Source organism: Paenibacillus sp. ACRSA, from assembly GCF_022346845.1.
In the GTDB taxonomy this organism is placed as follows: Bacteria; Bacillota; Bacilli; order Paenibacillales; family Paenibacillaceae; genus Paenibacillus.
In genome coordinates, this window is sequence record NZ_JAKRNP010000004.1 from 324,080 (window position 1) to 344,478 (window position 20,399).

Genomic DNA, 20,399 nt, shown 5'->3' on the forward strand with positions numbered 1-20,399 from the left:
TTCTTGGCGAGGTAGCTTGTTTATTCTTATGACCGTTGCACGTACAAACCTGACTCATGACGGCATTACAGTCTAATTTAATTCTTCAACTAATACAATATTCCTTTCACGCACCTTAAGAAGAATATCTGCTTTGCTCTTGAAATTCATATCATTCGAGATAATAAATTTGGTAGCTTTCGTATTTCTTATTTTTTCGAAAATTTCATATCTATTGTTTTTATCAAGATAACTGAATGCATCGTCCAACATGAGAAAATCCTTACCATGATGAACAGCTCTGGCGATGGCCACACGCTGTCTTTGACCTTCTGAAATCATATTACCTGAGACTCCCAAATATTGTTCATCAGAAATATTAAAAATATGATCTGTTCTTATATTGGCAATATGAAGTGCTGGTTGAGCCTGATCCGCATTTTTTAGAAGAGTAATGTTATCGATTAGAGGTAGATTGAATAAGTTATAGCGCTGAGGTACGACCCCTATTTGATACTCTGATAAATTGTCCACAATTGTCCCATCCACGATGAGTTGACCACTATATGATGAGAAGCCTAAGAGGGCATTGATGAACGTGGATTTCCCCATCCCAGTTTCTCCAGAGATGACTACTAAAGAACCTTTTGGGATAACTAGATTGGGGAGGGGCTCATGATTTGAATTCATTGCAAAGTTTCTAAAAATTAAATACGAGTGGTGCTCTATTGTGTCGTCTTGATAACCGACGTTTAGTTTGCTAAAGGTACCTAGGCTACTGTTTTCAACCAAATGATCAACTTTATTCACAATATGCTCGGTTTGTTTATGTGAATTCAGTACGGCTGCAAATAAGTCTAGATAAGCAAACCCAAAGCCAATATAACTAATAAAGAGTGTAAGGTCACCAATGGAGAGCTCGCCACTTTTTAGATAACGAATAGACAGCATTAAGACGACAAAGATACTTAGGTAATTAACAAAGGTAACCCCTGTAGTAATAGAGAAGGAGAACAGAGTTTGTTTCAACTGGGTGGATAAACTTTTCTTCCCCAACCATTTCAATCGATTACTCAGTAAATTCTCTTGATCCAGATACTTATACGTATCCCTATTGGACATGACGTCATGTACGAATTGTTGATAGTTAAGAGCGGCCGTGCGATTATCTGCAAACTTATCTTTCCATTTGTTTCTGACAAAATAAATGCCGATATTAAACAAGACAAGCGGAAGGATCGAATACAATGTTAATCTCCAATTAATCGTGCACATGATCATTAAAGCTACGATAAAAAATATAATTTTATTTACCAATTCCAGTATGCTGCATAGCTTGTATTCAACTAATTTGAAATCGCTGTTAGTTATTGTTAATGCGGTTGAGGCTGTTACATCTGCTTTATTTTCGTTAAGTAAAATTCTATTGATGAAAGAGACCACCATAGTTTTGCTTGCTCGAAAACGAATCTTGGTTTCAAGTAAGCCCAGTCGGTAGAATAAGAAGTTTTGAAGCACAATCAGAAGTAAAATGACTAACAATAGTAATGACAAAGACTTGAAATGATTATTATTTAATTGATCAAATACAATTTTAATAACCCAACCGAGTAATAGAGGGATCAGACTGCTAACTAACCCCAATATAAAAGTAATTGTGTATTGCTTAGGCGTGATTAAAAGAAGCGACTTATTAATAGAATCCTTTGTACTACTCATGCTTCTCCCCCTGACAAATGCAAACCATGCCGTTGTCTATAAAGTCTATCTAATACAGTGTGTGCTTTATCGTTCGCAATGACCTTCCCTTTCTCCATAACAATGATATTGTTGCAATTTCTCAGTCGCTCAACGTTATGTGAAATCATAATTAAAGTCGTATCCTCACTAATTTCCTTCAAAATATCAAAAAAATAATATTCAATTTTCTCATCAATGTTAGATAACGCCTCATCGAAGATTATTAGTTTCTTTGGTTTGAAAACCAACCTAAAAAGATAAATTAATTGCTTTTCGCCTACTGATAATTCCTGTAACTCTATTTTTTTGTGTAGCAAATCATTTTGCTCAAATGGCTTAAAATAAGGGCTTATTTGCTTGAATTTATACTTTTCTATGAAGTGCAGTACCTGGTGATCTGAGATCCCATCATCAAATAAAGTTAGATTATCTTTTAATGAACCTTCAAATAACTTATCGTTAATGCTCATCAGACAAATATGTCTTTGGATCTCTGTCATACTTAATTCATTGATATCAACGCCAGAGATATACACACTATGATTAGGGCAAGGTAGTTGCTTGGTTAGCAACAAACTTAGCGTACTTTTCCCGCTGCCAGAGACACCGATAATACCCATGGATTCACCGGCCTCAAGAGTGAAGTTAATATCTTCTAGTACGGACTTGTCGTCGTAGGAAAACTTTAACTGCTTTACAGTTACATTAACTAATCCTTCAGGTAAATTATAATTCCCCTGAGCTACACTACTTTGATATTCCAAAATATCAGTTAACCTACTCATAGCTTGCTTTACGAGTAGATAATTATTGATATGATACTGGATGGTCTCAAGAGGTTGCTTCAGTTGTTGACTGTAGTTGTACACCAGATATACGGTGCCTAAAGAAATAACCCCAAAGAAGTAGAGTGTCCCACCTAGTCCCAAAGCTAATACGTTGGTTAATGAAATGAAAAATAGAGAGATAATCCAAATCGTATAAATATACTTTTGCGAAGCTAATTTGTAAGGAAATAATCCGTCCATAGAAGAAGCAAGCTTGGATGTGAAAGCATTAACTCCGTTCATGGATTTGATTTCCTTCCTTGCTAATACAATTTCATTGATCAGACTTGAAATCTCAGATTCAACCGCTCTTTCTTTGCCCAATACATTGCTTTTTTTATTTTGTGTTCTATAAATAACAAAGGCTGCAAAACTAAAGTAAGTGATAAAGAACAGGCCTAGAACGAAGCTTTCGTTAACAACTACGATCACAATCGCAAGCATAGTAACCGCATCTATAATTGTGGGCAATAATGTTCTAGTAATAAAATAATTAATTTCCGAAATGTCTGTTGAGAGATAATCCATTATTTTGCCAACACCGTATTTTTGTTCAAAAGCTTTGTCGTAATGTTTCATTCTATTAAGGCATGTAATACGAATTTCTTCGCAAATGTTCCAAGTGACCCTATTGGAGTAATAAGCGTTTACTATTTTCAATACATAATTAAAAAAAGTAATGACTAGAAAACTGATGGCTAACTGAAAAAGCTGCAAGACCTCTGCGCTTGTTGTTGCATTGTCTATAAATCTTTGAATGATGATTGGAGTGATTGTTTCACAAACACCAATAACGATAAGTAAAAGAAGTAATGCACATAATTGTAGTTTGTTTTGTTTTAACAAGCTTTTGAACCAACGGGGTAGAATAACTAGTTTTTTCGCCACGAACCTTGTTCTCCTTCTCTTTACATGAAATTGGGATCGGATATGTGCTAATGAGATTGAAGTATGTAATAAAATATTAAATTTAAATTAAAATCCAATATATACTATTATTGTTAATATGAGAGTCATATACCTAATTTAGACTTGATACAATGATTAGTCAATGTGAGATTTAGAATATTTTCATTTCAAACTACAAACCAAAGATATCTATGCACGGTAATCAAGAGAATATATGAACCCACTAAAAAAGTGCTCCCAGCCACTATGGCCGGAAGCACTTTTTATCTTTTATAACGAAGATGGAGATTGAATTTTCAAAGTTTCAGGCGCAGCACTAACGGAATCCCGATAGATGATGTTGCCCTTCACATGTACGCGGCCGAAATTGCGGTTCGGGTTGTCGACTTTCTTCAGCATCGACTGAACAGCAGTGCGTGCCATCTGTTCTACATCCACCTCAACGGTTGTCAGTTTTGGTTCGGAGAGCAGGGCATAGATATCGTTATCGAATCCAACGACGGAGCATTGCTGAGGCACCTGAATGCCCAACGATGTCAGCTTCTGAACAAGCAGATGAGCGACCTGATCACAGTTGCAGACAAAAGCTGTAGGCAATGAGTCAGGAAGATCGATCTCGATGAACGTCCCGCGTTCGTCCCGATCATTCAGGATGAGGTCAGGGTTCATCGGCATACGATGCTCCAAGAGTGATTTGTAATACCCCAGGAAACGATCTTGAATACTGCTGGTGGAGTATAGATTACCCACATAAGCAATACTGCGATGTCCTTGTTGTACCAGAACATTCGTCAGTTCATAAGCAGCATAGAAGTTATCGGTTACAACAGAATCGATATCAGAATGCTCATCATAGAAGTCGAGGAACATTTTGGGGACATCCATTGAACGCACCAGTTCAATGTACTCTTTGCTGATCTGACCGAGCACGATGAAGCCATCAACCTTATTGTCACTGTACAGCTTCGGCAACGTTAATCCTTCTTCATCCTCTTCATTGAGAATGTGCAGAATGCCGTAGTAGCCCTGATCCTCTAAGTGCCTTGTGATGCGTTGGAACACGCGTACATAGAACGATTGCGTAGGCCCGGTAAACCGTTCGGGGATAATTACCCCGATATTATGAGTTAGGCCTTCCTTCATAGAGCGGGCAGTGGCATTATACCGATAGCCCATCTCTACGGCAAGCACCTTAATCTTTTCTTTTAATTCGTCACTGACACCATCTTTATCATTCAACGCTTTCGAGACGGTCACACTGCTGACCCCGAGCCTGTCGGCGATATCCCGCATGGTGATATTGTTCTTCAGCTTTGGTCGCCTCCTTCAAGCTGGTCTAAGTACAATGTGCTGTCATTATGAGGTTTCGCTCTTTTAAACATAATAACAATCCATACTAGAGGTAGTTCAAAAAGTCCGCTTTTGATTACGAAGGATGCCTGACGGCATCTCAGCGTCGAAGTTGGAATTCAGCCGAAATGTCCGTTGCTCACGTAGCTCCATCTACGCTCCGCTACTCCATTTCTAGCTTTATCCCATCTTCTCGGTACTAAAAACCGACCTTGTTGAACACGCACTAATAGTATACCCTGTTACTTCCTTCGAATAAAGCAATTTCCGGTCGTTCTATTATGATTTTTAGCATAAATGGAGTCCCGATGAAGGCGGTTGCACTCAATTGAAGTTTATTGCTTCTGTAGAAGTGCTGGTATCCAAAGCTTACTTTTGAACAACATGTAGAAGCTTCTCATTCTGTTCGATCAGATCAGCACGCTGGATAGCACAGTCCAGAGAACGATACGGATCAGCAGGTGTGTTGAATGTGTAATCTACCAGTTGTTCCAGCGTTGTTGTTGCCACATGACAACGTGTATCGCTGGACGCGTAATAGATAAAGACTTCGTTCTTCTCATTTACGACAGCACCATTGCAGAAAATGACATTGGATACATCGCCTACACGCTCGTCGTCATAAGGTGCGATAAAATGTCCGCCTGGCTTAGCGATAATTTTAGCTGGATCAGCTAGATCTGTGGCAAAAGTGTACAACACATAACGTAAGCCAGCTGCCGTATTACGCACGCCATGTGCAATATGAATCCAGCCACGATCCGTTTTGATAGGGGCAGGCCCCTGTCCGTTTTTGACTTCATACACGGTGTGATACTTACGCTCATCAATGATGGTTTCTTCATCAATAACGGGATTCAAGATGTCATCACACAGACCGAAGGCAATGCCGCCACCGCTGCCTGTCGAGATGAATCCGTCCTGTGGACGAGTATAGAAGGCATATTTGCCACCAACGAACTCGGGATGGAGCACGACATTTCGCTGCTGAGGGGAGTTGGTTGTAATGTTAGGCAGGCGTTCCCAGCTTACCAGATCACGAGTACGTACAAGCCCAGCTTGAGCGACCGCACTGGATGTGTCGAAGGCAGGGGCATCCGGGTCTTTGCGTTCTGAGCAATAGATTCCGTAAATCCAGCCATCCTCATGCTGAACGAGTCGCATATCGTATTGATTGGTCTCATCTTTATCGATATCTTCCCAAACTAACGGCTTACCCGTAAACCGAAACCCATCAATCCCGTTATCACTTTCGGCAAGCGCGAAGATCGACTTGCGATCAAGCCCTTCTGTCCGAATCACCATAACGTATTTGCCATTGAAATAGATGGCTCCCGGATTCAATGTTGCATTGATGCCCAGACGCTCCATGAAATGTGGATTGGTCGTTTCATTCAGATCAAATCTCCAGTGCAAAGGCACGTGATGGCGGGTGATTACGGGGTAAAGGTACCGATCATATACGCCGTTATAGAAGGATGAATCGATTTCATTCGAACGTGACAGAAGCTGCTCCTGTTTCTCCAATAGCTCATTGTATTTCGGGTGTATCATGCTTATCCCATCCTCTCAATTAGTTCAATGCAAAATCGGCTGTTGTGATACGGGCATTTCCAAGGTCCGGCAACCTCGTGCTGATCGGGTGTACCGTTTCCGTCGACTGACCAGTGCCATTCCCCACCTGCGCGATGATCAACGATGTGTTCTTTGGTGTAGGCCCACAGCCGTTCGACTCTCTCTAGAAACTGCGGATCACCCGTGCGCTGATATGCGTTATAGAAACCAACCATAGCTTCGGCCTGAACCCACCAGATTCGCGTCTCATCGACATGCTCGCCCTCTTGTTCATTCATTAGCGATCCATCTGCTTGCACAGCGATGTTCGAGATATTGTAGGCGATATCTGTAACCATCTCAGCATATGTGGGGTGTTGTTCGAGTCCCAGCACGGTTAGGGCGTCGTCAATCAGCCAGCTTGCTTCAATGTCGTGTCCGAATGAGCGTAGGTCAATGATGGATTCCCACTGTTTGTTGAAAAATACCCCGAGAAACTTCGTATCCTGGTCATATACACGTTCATACAGAATAGCGAGCAGGCGCTCCAACGCCGCCTTCACTTGTGCATCCGGCCATACCCTGTAGAGGGTGGTGTAGGCTTCTAATACATGGATATGTGTATTCATCGTATAATCCGCAATGACCCCGTTTTCGCTTAACATTTCATTCGGTTGTTCGTTCCAGAATCGATCAAATTGCTCTCTGTAGGCAGGTATATCTGCGTGCAATCCCTTCGTTTCAATTAGGACAAAAAGCGTTTTCGCAAGTTCCAGCGCTGAGTCATCTCCAGTCGCCCGGTAGTACTCACTCAATGCGTACACACCAAACGATTGCGTATAGACATGTTTGCTCGTGTCCAGTGGTTCTCCTACAGCATCAACCATCCAATACATCCCGCCATACTCCGGATCCATCACATGGTCTGCGAGAAAACGATAAGCATGTTCCGCATGATCGCGCCAGATGTCTTGCCCGGTTACCCGGTAGGCTGCTGCAAACGACCAGAGCTGCCGTGCTGTAGCAATCCCGCCCTTGGGGGCCTGGCGATCGACTTGAAGATCGTTACCCACCCAACCGTAGAACCCACCGTTCGTTGTATCCTTCAGATTAGACCAGAAAGGTAAAATTCTCTGTTCCCAATGCTCCGTTATCTCGGATTGAAGCTGAATCATATTTACAGTCATTCAGAGCGCTCCTTCAATAGCATACATAATATAAAAATAAATGAATTAAGTTATCGTTAACTTTATACGTTAATATTAGTGCGCTTAAATTTGCTTGTCAACGGATGAGGGTTTAAATTTTCTATAAAAGATATGAAATAAATCAATTGACAGGTAAGCGTTACCATAATAGAATCGAACTTGTAACCTTAACGATAACTTAACAGATTCATGAAAGGGGTCGAAACAATTGAGAAAAAACAAAGGCTGGATGATGCTGCTGACAATGCTGCTCATTACTTCGCTACTTGCTGCATGTTCATCGGGAGGTGGATCTCCACAAGCGGGAGAGGAGATTAGTACAGATCCGGCGGATATCAAAGGCGAAATCACCGTGCTGACGCAACGTACAGATATTGTTGATACCGTATTCAAGGATTACGCAGCTGAGTTCAATAAGGAGTATCCGGATGTGAAAGTAAACTTCCAGGCTCTGGCGGACTATGAGGGACAAGTGAAGATTCGGATGAGCACCAAGGATTACGGTGACGTACTGATGATTCCGACGAGTGTTCCTATCGCTGATATCCCAGACTTTTTTGAACCGCTCGGTACTTACGATGAATTGAAAGATAAATACACAGCGATCGAAGAGCGTATGGTGGATGGTCAAGTGTATGGTATTCCTACGGTCATCACATTCTCCGGCATTATCTATAACAAGCAAGTATTCAAAGATGCAGGTATCGCTGAAGTACCTAAAACGCCTGAGCAATTCCAGGCAGCGTTGCAACTAGTGAAAGACAACACGGATGCAGTTCCGCTGTATACGAACTATGCTTCTGGCTGGGCACTGACACAATGGGAAGCTGATCTGCCAACCGTTGCAGGCAGCATCGATTACGTTAACGTGGATCAACCGAATACAGATGATAACTTTGTTGCTGGGCAACCGCACTATGAGTTGTACAAAGTACTCTATGATGCAGCGAAGAGTGGCCTGATCGAGAAGGATCCAACGACGACAGACTGGGAAAGCTCCAAAGCAGACTTGGCTAATGGCAAAATTGCGACGATGGCGCTGGGTTCATGGGCAATTACACAGATTCAAGGGTTGACGGATACACCGGATAACATCGGATTCTTGCCTTTCCCTACGAACGCTAGTGATGTCATTGTTCCGTTGTCAGCGGATTACAACATCGGTATGAACGTGAACAGCGAGAACAAACCTGCTGCCAAAGCATGGATTGACTGGTTCCTTGAGAAGTCCAATTATGCAGTTGAACAAGGTGGAGGTATGAGTGCAGACAAGAGCGCTGAACTGCCACCAATCTTGGATCAATACAAAGATGTACAATTCTCTACGCTGACTCCTGCCAAAGAGGGTCAAGAAGGCTTGATGGACAAAATTGACAACGAAGCTGAGATCGGTCTCTGGCAGCCTGACTTCAAGAAACGCATTATCGAAGCAGCCATCGGCAACCGTAGTGAATCGTATGACGACATCATGAAAGACCTCAATGACAAGTGGGTAAAAGCACGTGCAGAAGTCGCGCAATAAAGTCCGCTTTTGATTACGAAGGATGCCTTGCGGCATCTCAGCGTCGAATATGGGATTCAGCCGAAATAAGTCGGATGCTTACGTAGTTTGTTTCCAGCGGAAACAATGTAGTTGCTCACGTAGCTTAATCTACGCTCCGCTACTCCATTTCTATCTTCATCCCATCTTCTCGGTACTGAAAACCGCCCTTTTTGAACGCGCACTTAGACGGAGGCAAGTGTAAGAGTAGCAGATGTACTGTGGGGAGTATACGGTTAAGGATAGGCACCGAGAAACTTGAAGGTTGTTTTTCTATAAACTGCTCCCCGCAGTTATTCCGCATATTATAGAGAGTTTTTGATACAAAGCGGTAGAACCGCTTGGAGGTGTGGAGAGAATGAAATACTTGAAGTTATCCAACTGGGGCTACTCAGCGCAACGCATATTTATTATATGTGCCTTCTCAATCATTCCACTGGCACTGTTGTTCACGTTTGCCTACTTGCCTGTTATCAACATGTTCAAGTACAGCTTTACGGACTGGAATGGATACAGTAAACGATTTGACTACGTCGGTTTTGAGAACTATACCCGAATTTTCAAAGACCCCGAGTACTTTAAAGTATTTATTGTCAGCCTGTACTATTTCGTAGCCACGTTTGTACAGATGGGTCTGGCGCTTTATTTTGCAACGATACTAAGTTTCAAAGTTCGTGGTAAAAACTTCTTCAAAGGTATTTTATTCTTCCCTTACTTATTAAATGGTGTTGCGATCGGATTCATCTTCCTGTTCTTCTTCAAACCGGACGGTACACTCGATACCATAATGCAAGCCGTTGGACTTGGACAATACACCCAGCTATGGCTCGGTAATCCGAACATCATTAACGTATCTCTCGCAGGTGCATCCGTATGGAGATACATGGGATTCAACTTTATTATTTTCCTGGGTGCCATCTCTTCCATCCCGAAAGATGTATACGAAGCATCGGATATTGACGGTGCCAACCGTTGGCAACAGTTCCGCCATATTATCCTGCCGAGTATTACTCGCATCCTGCAGCTCAATCTGATTTTGGCGATTAGCGGCGCAATCAGTGCGTTCGATATTCCATATATTATGACTGATGGTTCAAATGGCAGTATGACCTTTGTGATTCAGACGGTTCATCTGGCCTTTAAGTACGGCAAACTGGGACTCGCATCAGCCATGGCCGTTGTGCTGCTTCTGATCGTTATTCTCGTTACGCTCGTTCAGCGTGTCACCATGAAAGGAGATGAATAAACGTGCACCAATTCAAATACACACTTGCAAGCATCGTTAAGTATGCTTCGTTAATTCTCGCAGCGTTTATTGCGCTTCTGCCCATCGTGGTGATCCTGTTCGCATCCCTCAAGACCAATGCTGAATATGCGACTACCAGCCCGCTTACACCGCCAGCCGACTGGCTGAACTTTGCCAACTATTCCAGAGCGTTTGTGGATGGCAATATGCTCGTTGGTTTCAAAAATACAATTATTATCCTTCTCATCTCGATTGTGGGTGCAACCTTAACCGGCTCCATGATTGCGTATGTACTGGATCGATTCAAATTTAAGGGCAAAAAAATTATGGTTGCTGCATTCCTGCTGGCTACCCTGATTCCAAGCGTAACGACACAAGTCGCCACGTTCCAGATCATTAACGCACTCGACCTGTTCAATACACGCTGGGCAGCCATTGTGATGTATCTGGGTACAGATATCATTGCCGTATACATCTTCCTGCAATTCCTGGGCTCCATATCCAACTCACTCGATGAATCCGCGATGCTGGACGGGGCTTCATACTTCACAATCTATTGGAGAATCATTCTGCCACTGCTGAAACCGGCTATTGTCACGGTCATCATCGTAAAAGGTGTAAACATCTACAACGACTTCTATACACCGTTCCTGTATATGCCGAAGGACAGTTTGCAGGTTATATCCACCGCCTTGTTCAAGTTCAAAGGGCCCTTCGGATCACAGTGGGAGGTTATTAGCGCCGGTATTATGATCGCCATTGTTCCAACCATGATCATCTTCCTGATGCTCCAGAAATACATCTACAACGGCTTCGCGCAAGGTTCAGTTAAATAAAAATCGTGAATGAATGCTGAAATAGAATCTGAAGGGAGAAATGAGAAATGACAGTTGCTGAAACGAAAAAGGTACACATTGTTGGGGATGCTTTGCCAAACATGCCGTGGGAGGAAAAACCGGAGGGCCTGGATGCACCGGTGTGGAGACACTCGGCGAATCCGGTTATACCGCGGAATCCGGTGAAGGGTGTTGCCCGTATTTTCAACAGTGCTGTGGTTCCATATGAAGGGAAGTTCATCGGTGTATTCCGCGCTGAGACCATTAATGGTCGCCCTCATCTGCATATGGGCTCAAGTGAAGACGGATTGTCATGGACAATTGAAGAGGAACGCATTGCTTTTGTCGATGAGGACGGTAATCCGTTCATGCCGAACTATGCCTATGATCCACGTCTGGTGAAGGTAGAGGATACGTATTACATCATCTGGTGTACAGATTTCTACGGCGCTGCTCTGGGACTCGCGAAGACTGACGATTTCAAAACGTTTGTACGTCTGGAAAATCCGATGCTGCCGTTCAACCGCAATGGTGTGCTGTTCCCGCGGAAAATCAATGATAACTATGTGATGCTGTCCAGACCAAGTGATAGTGGACATACACCGTTCGGAGATATTTTCCTTAGCGAAAGTCCGGATCTCGTATATTGGGGCAAACATCGTCACGTCATGAGCAAGGGCGGCCAAGGTTGGTGGCAATCAGTCAAGATCGGCGGCGGGCCTGCACCGATTGAGACGTCTGAAGGCTGGCTGATGTTCTACCATGGTGTAACGGGAACTTGCAATGGCTTTGTATATAGCATGGGTGCGGTGATTCTGGATTTGGATGAGCCGTCCAAAGTTAAATATCGTTCATCTAACTTCGTGTTAACTCCAGAGCAATGGTATGAGGAACAGGGTTTTGTTGATAATGTTGTCTTCCCGTGCGCAACTTTACATGACGCCGAAACTGGACGTATCGCAATCTATTATGGTGCAGCCGATACATATGTTGGCGTAGCTTACACAACTGTCGATGAGATTGTGAACTATGTGATTGAGACGGATGAAGTTATCGCTGGAGATCGTGAGGAAGGCAAGCTGTAATTGACATGAAAGGGGCTTTACCTTAGCAATGCATATGGATTACATCAAGGGATTTACATTTGGTTGGATGAGTGGCAAGGGAGCTTTTCGTAAGCCGGAAGCCAAAGAGTCCTTGCGTCTACTGGCTGAGCGAACAGGCAGTTCACATGTTATTTTTGCACTAGCGGCACATCAGGATCATCCACAAGCTGTGGAGGTGAAGTATCGAGGTGACCATCTGGTCGAGGATGACGAATTAGTCGATATGATTCGATATGCCCGCACCCTAGGGTTGCAGGTCATTCTGAAGCCAACGGTTAACTGTACGGACGGTACATGGCGTGCGCATATTAATTTTTTTGATATCGATGTGCCTTGTGAGCCGAAATGGAAGGATTGGTTCCGTAGTTACACTGCATTTCAGCAGCACTATGCAGCCATTGCAGAGCAGGAGAAGTGTGAGATGTTCATCGTTGGCTGCGAGATGGTGCAGTCTGAGCGTCGAGATCAGGAGTGGCGTGATGTCATTGCAGCTGTACGCGAGGTGTATACAGGCCCAGTGTCGTACAACACGGACAAATATCAGGAAGGTCATGTGAAATGGTGGGATGCCGTGGACGTGATCTCCTCCAGTGGTTACTATCCCATCGGGGATTGGGAGGCACAGCTCGATCGTATCGAACGACAGATTGCTCCTTATGGCAAACCTTTCTTCTTCGCAGAAGCTGGATGCCCCAGCCGTAGTGGCTCGGCACAGGTGCCGAATGATTGGGGACTTGAAGGTGAAGTGAGTAGCGAAGAACAGTCGCGATTCTATGAGGCTATGTTCCGGCATGTGAGTCAGCGCCATTGGGTACGCGGATTCGGTCTGTGGGATTGGAGCGCACATTTATATGCAGAGAAGGACGCCTTGACTGATGATGGTTATGGCGTGTATGGCAAGCCGGCAGAGCGGGTGATCCAGCAATTTTATCAAGGAATTCCTACGCAGGTGTGAGCATGTGAATTGAAACATGACTAATGTTCTGAACGATCATGACAGAATTACAGAATGGAAGTATAGAGTTAGAGTGCAAGTGGAAGGCGTATGTGAAGATGAATCTCAGCGATATCCTCATATGCGTCTTTTCTTTACGCTTATAGAGGTATTTCAAGAAGTTTGCTTATGAACATGTACTTATATGAATGGAGAGGAACAGATGGGTGAGACAACGTTAGAACAATTGAAAAAATACAACGGAAGCAGTCCGAAACCGGATGATTTCGATGCTTATTGGAGCCGTGCGCTCGCGGAGCTAGATGCGCAATCGCTTGAATATGAACTGGTGCCCGCGGACATTACATCACCGCTTGCAGAGTGCTTCCACCTGTATTTCACAGGTGTAGGAGGCGCACGCATACATGGTAAGCTGGTTCGGCCTATGGCTGCATCCGCTGATGCCAAAGGGCAAGCCATGGGTATGTTTCACGGATATTCCAGTGATAGCGGCGATTGGTTCGACAAGATTGCTTACGCTGCCCATGGCATCACGGTACTCGCTTTGGACTGCCGTGGACAGGGCGGGCTTTCCGAGGACAACCTGCAAGTAAAGGGCACAACCATTCGTGGACACATCATCCGGGGCATCGATGATCCTAATCCGGATAAGCTGTATTTCCGTAATGTTTTCCTCGATACAGTGCAGACGGTACGCATTCTGATGTCCATGGAACACGTTGATGAAGAACGTGTAGGTGTGTATGGCTGTTCTCAAGGTGGGGCATTAGCCACAGCTTGTGCATCCCTTGAACCGCGCGTGAAGTTGGCGGTGCCAGTATATCCTTTTTTATCGGATTATCGACATGCCTGGGAGCTAGGCGCCGCAAGTTCAGCTTATGAAGAGCTGGTGTATTATTTCCGGTTATTTGACCCAAATCATGAGCGGGAGGATGCTATCTTCTCCAGACTCGGGTATATCGACATCTCTAATCTGGTAGAACGAATTCAGGCTAAGGTGCTGTTCGTAACTGGGCTTGCAGACACGATCTGTCCACCGTCCACTCAGTTTGCCGTGTACAACCGGATTCAATCATCCAAGGAGCTGCTTGTTTATCACGAGTATGGTCATGAGTATATTCCGCGTTTATCTGATCGAACGTTGCAGGCGTTCCTGGATCTGTAGGTGATTGTTCTGTTGTCTGGAGAATAGACGGGATCTAAGTTCTAAATGGTATTGCTCGATTTCCGATGTGTCTCTCCAGACCAGCAGAACAGAGGAGTTTTTCATAATAAGATCAGCAGTATTCGTGCACCACAACCGAGGAGGAGATAGAGCGATGAAGAAGGCACAGGTCGTTATGCGTACAGCACTTAGTGTAGTATTACTTGGATCAACAGCATTACCTGCATTTGCAGATGTGAACGTAGAGGGTGAGGCGGTTGGTGGTAACCGTGTAAATACAGTGCAGTCCGCTGCGGAATGGTCAGGACATTGGGCTGAGCCACTAATCAATAAATGGTTAACCGCAGGATGGGTCAGTGGGTACCCGGATGGTTCATTTCGACCGGATCAGCATGTTAGCAGGAGTGAATTTGTAAACGCTATCAATACCATCTTCGGGTATTACGTCTTGGATCAAGAAGAGCCCTTTGCGGATGTGCAAGCAGGTAACTGGTATGCTTCCGCTCTGTCTATCGCCCGTGAAGCAGGATATTACAAGGGATACCCTAATAATACAGCCAAGCCTGACAAGGAGATTACCCGTGAAGATGCAGCGGTGTTACTTGTTCGTGCCTTTGGACTGGAGAAGGTAGCAGAAGGAACAGACTCATCTACGTCTTTCTTGGATGAGTCGGATATCCGCAGCTATGCCCGTGAATCGGTTCGTGTCTTATCCGGTGTTATTGAAGGATATCCTGATGGATCATTTAAACCGGAAGGTGCGCTGACCCGAGCTGAAATGCTGTCCTGGTTGGATGAGTTGGCACCCGTGATTAATTCGATGGATACATCAGCAGGTCGAGTGATCCAAGGTAATGTGGTTATCAACCAAAATGGGATCAAACTGAGTGATGTCGTCATTAACGGCAATCTATATATTGCTCCGGGCGTTCGTGAAGGAGATGTTGATCTATCCGAGGTTGCGGTCAAGGGTGCCACTTACATTCAGGGTGGAGGTACGCACTCTGTAACCGTTACGGATTCCGCTTTGGATAATATTTTCGTTGATCGTCGTGAGGGTGAGGTGCGACTTGAGCTTACAGGTACCACGACAACAGGACAACTTCAAGTGGAGCGTCCAGCAACCGTTTCGTTAGGTTCGGGAACGGTAGTACGCTCCGCTAAGCTATCGGCACGTACTACATTACAACTGGATAGTGGTTCCAGTGTGGGAGAGTTGCATATGACCAAGGAATCGAAGGGTACCTCTGTAACGGGAACGGGCAAGGTAAGTAAGGTGGATATCCAGGCTGACGGCGTGCTTCTGAATGGGAAGGCTGTCACGCAAGATACATGGCTGGCACAGGGCGGTTCGGATACAGGGACAGCTTCAGGAAGCGTAAATAACAGTAGCAATGGCAGCAGTAATGGTACGGCTAAGAGTGGAAACGGTAGTGGTGGGGTAAGTAACCCTAGCAATGGGGGTGGAAGTGGCGGCGGCTCGAATGGTAATACCGGGGGTAATTCAGGCGGTGGCACAACGACGCCAACCAATCCAACGAATCCTTCTAATCCAGGTTCGGGTGTCACGCCTGATCATAATCAAACGCCGATTGATACATCTACTTTTGACCTGAGCCCAGTGAAGCTGGTGGATGAACAGGCTTCCCCAGCTACCAAATCATTGTTTGCTTACTTGAACAATGTGCGCGGCGAAGCCATTTTATTCGGACAACAACATGCTACAACAGAAGGGGTAACCATTACAGCGAAGGATGGTACACAATCGGATGTGTTTAACGATGTAGGTGCGTTTCCTGCGGTATTCGGCTGGGATACATTGAGTCTGGAAGGGAATGAGAAGCCAGGATCATTGGACGCCAGCCCAGAAGAGAACACAGCCAAGCTTGCGGCAGTTATGAAGAAGGCATATGAGCGAGGTGGTATTGTAACCCTCAGTGCACATATGAAAAATTTTGTGACAGGTAATGACTTCTATGATACGAGCGGTTCGGTGGTATCTCACATTTTACCTGGTGGGGATAAAAATGCTGAATATAACATCTATCTCGATCAGATTGCGGATCTAGCTCATCAGTTATCAGATGGTCAGGGCAATGACGTCCCTGTTATCTTCCGTCCATTCCACGAAAATAACGGGAACTGGTTCTGGTGGGGGGCTGCATTTACGTCGAAGGAGCAGTATGTGCAGCTATATCGCTATACCGTGGAGTATCTAAGAGATACCAAAGGCGTGGATAACTTCCTGTACGCGTTCTCGCCAAATGGGTTCTTCAGTGGCAACGAGAGCGAATACCTGAAGACATATCCGGGTGATGACTATGTGGATATTCTTGGGTTCGATATCTACGGTTCAGCAGAGGGCTCAGAAGGATGGTTTACCAAATTGGTACAGGATGCAGCGATGATCTCAAGGATTGCCGATAGCAAAAACAAAGTGGCAACCCTCAGTGAGTTCGGGTATAGCACCAAAGGCATGAAAATTTCCGGCAACCATGATAAAGCTTGGTTTACGAACCTGCTCAAGGCACTAGAGTCCGATCTCGATGCCAAACGGATGGCGTATATGTTGACTTGGGCAAACTTTGGAACCGAGCAGGTCTTTGTTCCGTATCGCAATGCACCAGGCGGGCTTGGTAATCATGAGCTATTAGATGACTTTGTGCGGTTGTACAATGCACCATATACAGCGTTCAATGATCGTCTGCAAGCCGTCTATACTCTGAATGTATCTACTCAGCCGAACGAATCGAAGCTAAATATTGTCTCACCGCTAAACCAGCAACAGATTAAGGAGAATGAGGTGACGATACGTGCACGGGTGCTTGGGCAACCAGCAGATCGAGTAGTCTACACCGTGGGGCAGGAGACGGAAGAGCATGAAATGACACTGTCGACGCAAGACAACTATTATACGGCTGTATGGCATCCAGATTCAGAGTTGGATCAACAGAGTGTGAAACTGCATGTGAAGGCGTATGTAGACGATAAGATTGTGATGCAGGATGAGGTTGCCGTTAACTTTAATTTTGATGCGAGCAGATTATATACGTATACCTTCGATAGTGATACAAATGGGGTATCCAGTGGCGGGGCCTACCAGGCGGAGATTACCTCTGTGGAGCAGGCTGAATTCAATGGTAGTGGTATGTTGAAGATCAACGCCAAGATTGAGGATGGAACACATACCTGGCAGGAACTGAAGCTGACGCTGGATGCCATCGTACAGAAGGTAAAGCTGGCTGATGTCAGCAAAGTGACGCTAGATATGTATGTTCCGCTGAGTGCTGGTGTGAGCAGTGCGCCATCAATCTATGCAACAGCCACGTTGCCAGATGATTGGGATACGAAGTATAACATCAGCAATGCCGTGGCATTAAGCGATCTAGAGAAGGTAACGGTGGATGGTGTAGATTACGGGAAGTATACCGGCGAAATTGTGCTGGATAATCCCGAGAAGTCAGCCGCAGCTACATCCATGATGCTGTCGATTGTAGGCAGTGGTTTGCAATACACAGGCCCAATCTATGTGGATAATATTCAATTGATTCATGTGAAGCCAGAGCCTATCTTCGATAAAGACCTGGTGGATGATTTTGAGAGTTATGCAGGCAATGACACCACGCTCAGCAATGCCTACACCCCTAATGCACAGGGGGATAAGATTACAATTAAGCTAACTCAGGATCAGAAGGGTGCAGGGGAGTATGGTTTACAGTATGACTATGCGCTGAGTAGTTCCGGGTATGGCGGGGTAACTCGTGTGATGGACGGCGTGGACTGGTCGGATCGGGACACATTGAGACTGTGGCTTGCACCAGACGGCAAAGGGCAGAAGTTGGTATTGCAGGTGAAAGCAAGCGGTGTATCGTTCGAGGCGTATCCTTCACTTGCTGGGACAGAGGCTGGGTGGGTCGAGATTCCGTTCAGTGAATTCAAGCCTGCGCCGTGGGATACGGTCAATGCGGGTGCTACATTTGACGCGGTTAAGGCCAAGAACATTCAGGAGTTCTCTATCTATATTAATGCCACTGATCCAAGCCAGCCTGTTTCGGGTACGTTGTACACGGATAATATCCGGGCGATAAGTAAGAAATAACAGTCAAATGTACAGGTTCGTTCGGGTAAAAATAACTGGGTTCTGATCAAGAAACTCTTCCTCGTGCAGGAAGGGTTTCTTTGACATGTTTGAGGATATGCTGAGGGATGTCGAATTATGTTGACAAAAGGGAGGCGCCTGAATATTCTTAATGGATGAATATGATAATCATTATCATAAAATAGAGAAAAGGGGTTCTCCAACTATGTTTGTACAACATCGCAAATTTTCTACCCTCATGCTGGCAACAACATTATTGTTGCTGCTGGTTATCGTGGGTTGCAGTAATACTGGAAGTGGCTCGGACTCCTCTTCTGCCGGTTCGGATCAAGCCGCTTCTGCGAACGAGATTACGATGTCATGGCCACGTGATATCGGTACGATGAATCCGCATACGTATAACCCATCGCAATTGTTTGCCCAATCCATGCTGTATGAGCCACTGGTCAGTTACCAGAAGGACGGTAAACTGGCACCTGCTCTCGCGGAGTCATGGACGATCTCCGATGACGGCAAAGAGTATACATTCAAGCTTCGCCAAGGTGTGAAGTTCTCAGATGGTACGCCATTTAATGCTGAGATCGTGAAGAAAAATTTTGATGCGATTATGAAACATAAAGATACCCATAGCTGGTTAGGTATTATAGGCGTCTTGGACAAGACAGAGGTCGTGGATGACAACACCTTCCGCATGACTCTCACTGAGCCGTACTACCCTGTTCTTCAGGACTTGTCTGTAGTTCGTCCGTTCCGCTTCCTAGGCGAAGCCGGATTCCCGGATGATGGTGATACGTCCGTAGGCATCAAAGAGCCTGTAGGTACTGGCCCGTGGATGCTGGCTGATTACAAGCAGGATGAATATGCCGTCTTCAAGCGCAACCCGAATTATTGGGGAACAGCACCGAAGGTGGAGCAGATTACAGTCAAAATTATTCCTGACGGTGAAACGCGTGTACTTGCCTTTGAAAAAGGCGATCTCGACCTGATCTACGGTGAAGGTGTAATCAGTCTGGATGCGTTCCAACAGTTACGTGATAACGATGAGTATGTAACACAATTGTCTGACCCGGTAGGAACGCGCAGTATGTTGCTGAACTCTTCCAATCCGAAGCTATCTGATGTCAGAGTACGGATGGCACTACAGCAAGGCTTTAACAAGAAAGCTATGGTTGAAGGAGTCACTTCCGGTTTGGAAGAACCAGCCGATACGGTATTGTCCAAAAACTATCCATACACCAATGTAGACCTGGAACCAATCACGTATGACGTGGAGAAATCCAAAGCATTGCTCGATGAAGCTGGCTGGAAGCTGCCAGCAGGAGGTACAGTACGGGAGAAAGATGGTCAGCCGCTTGAATTCGAGATGATTTTTGACAAAACAGACCCGATTCAGAAAGCAATGGGAGAAACGATTCAGGCTGAATGGAGCGAGCTTGGGGTGAAAGTTAACCTTACTGGGCTGGAACTGACCGTACAGATCAAGCGTCTGAAAGCTAACGATTTCGACCTGTATTTCTGGTACAACTATGGGGCGCCGTATGATCCACATTCCTTCATTAACGTTGTGGCGAGCCCTGGATTCGGAATTTCCGAGACCCTGAGTGCATTGCCGATGAAAAAGGAATTGGACGACCAAGTGCATGCAGCACTGTCATCTACAGACGAGACGAAACGCCAGGAACTCTATGGCTCCATCCTGAAAACACTTCAGGAGCAATCGGCAATTGTACCGATCTCTTATATTAAGAAAACAGCGGTGTATCAGAAGAAGATCTCCAACTTTATTTTCCCGGCTAACCGCGATGAGAATCCATTTGTAGGGATCGAATTGAACGGCAAGTAATTGGGGAACAACATGTAGCTTAATAAAAGGGAGGAAGGTTTG

At 45.0% G+C, this 20,399-nt stretch carries 13 protein-coding genes; 8 read left to right on the forward strand and 5 right to left on the reverse strand.

Annotated elements, in window-relative coordinates; translation table 11 throughout:
• Positions 1-72: 72 nt before the first annotated feature.
• From MH215_RS14915 to MH215_RS14935, 5 genes are all read right to left on the reverse strand, one after another.
• The gene (locus MH215_RS14915) at positions 73-1,698 is read right to left on the reverse strand and encodes an ATP-binding cassette domain-containing protein (protein ID WP_239291160.1); all 1,626 of its coding nucleotides are present in this window, start codon (positions 1,696-1,698) and stop codon (positions 73-75) included.
• Positions 1,695-3,434: an ABC transporter ATP-binding protein gene (locus MH215_RS14920; RefSeq protein ID WP_239291161.1), complete on the reverse strand. Its 1,740-nt coding sequence runs from the start codon at positions 3,432-3,434 to the stop codon at positions 1,695-1,697. The genes MH215_RS14915 and MH215_RS14920 overlap by 4 nt, the downstream gene beginning before the upstream one ends.
• A 291-nt stretch (positions 3,435-3,725) precedes the next feature.
• Entirely contained in the window at positions 3,726-4,748 is a 1,023-nt protein-coding gene (locus MH215_RS14925; protein ID WP_239291162.1) for a substrate-binding domain-containing protein, read from the reverse strand.
• Between the two features lie 426 nt (positions 4,749-5,174).
• Positions 5,175-6,359 carry a glycoside hydrolase family 130 protein gene (locus MH215_RS14930; protein ID WP_239291163.1) on the reverse strand — a complete coding sequence of 395 codons (1,185 nt, stop codon included), beginning with the start codon at positions 6,357-6,359 and terminating at the stop codon, positions 5,175-5,177.
• Positions 6,360-6,361: 2 nt separating this feature from the next.
• Positions 6,362-7,534, reverse strand: a complete 1,173-nt coding sequence (locus tag MH215_RS14935) for an AGE family epimerase/isomerase (RefSeq protein ID WP_239291354.1) — start codon at positions 7,532-7,534, stop codon at positions 6,362-6,364.
• A 241-nt stretch (positions 7,535-7,775) separates the two neighbouring features.
• On the opposite strand from MH215_RS14935, the gene MH215_RS14940 reads away from it, so the two are divergent.
• The 8 genes from MH215_RS14940 (at position 7,776) to nikA (ending at position 20,357) form a co-directional block, all read left to right on the forward strand.
• On the forward strand, positions 7,776-9,089 hold the full coding sequence (locus MH215_RS14940) for an ABC transporter substrate-binding protein (RefSeq protein WP_239291165.1): 1,314 nt from the start codon (positions 7,776-7,778) through the stop codon (positions 9,087-9,089).
• Between the two features lie 376 nt (positions 9,090-9,465).
• Complete coding sequence (locus tag MH215_RS14945; RefSeq protein WP_056703492.1) at positions 9,466-10,353, forward strand: carbohydrate ABC transporter permease; 888 nt, start codon at positions 9,466-9,468, stop codon at positions 10,351-10,353.
• A gap of 2 nt (positions 10,354-10,355) precedes the next feature.
• Positions 10,356-11,189 (forward strand): carbohydrate ABC transporter permease, encoded by an 834-nt coding sequence (locus tag MH215_RS14950; protein WP_239291167.1) that lies wholly within the window; start codon positions 10,356-10,358, stop codon positions 11,187-11,189.
• A gap of 47 nt (positions 11,190-11,236) precedes the next feature.
• Positions 11,237-12,274 (forward strand): glycoside hydrolase family 130 protein, encoded by a 1,038-nt coding sequence (locus MH215_RS14955; protein ID WP_239291169.1) that lies wholly within the window; start codon positions 11,237-11,239, stop codon positions 12,272-12,274.
• Between the two features lie 34 nt (positions 12,275-12,308).
• Positions 12,309-13,250, forward strand: a complete 942-nt coding sequence (locus tag MH215_RS14960; RefSeq protein WP_239291355.1) for a glycoside hydrolase family 113 — start codon at positions 12,309-12,311, stop codon at positions 13,248-13,250.
• 202 nt (positions 13,251-13,452) lie between these two features.
• Complete coding sequence (locus MH215_RS14965; protein WP_239291171.1) at positions 13,453-14,415, forward strand: acetylxylan esterase; 963 nt, start codon at positions 13,453-13,455, stop codon at positions 14,413-14,415.
• Between the two features lie 154 nt (positions 14,416-14,569).
• The gene (locus MH215_RS14970; protein WP_239291173.1) at positions 14,570-18,514 is read left to right on the forward strand and encodes a glycosyl hydrolase; all 3,945 of its coding nucleotides are present in this window, start codon (positions 14,570-14,572) and stop codon (positions 18,512-18,514) included.
• A gap of 205 nt (positions 18,515-18,719) precedes the next feature.
• On the forward strand, positions 18,720-20,357 hold the full coding sequence (gene nikA, locus MH215_RS14975) for a nickel ABC transporter substrate-binding protein (RefSeq protein WP_239291175.1): 1,638 nt from the start codon (positions 18,720-18,722) through the stop codon (positions 20,355-20,357).
• Positions 20,358-20,399: the final 42 nt, after the last annotated feature.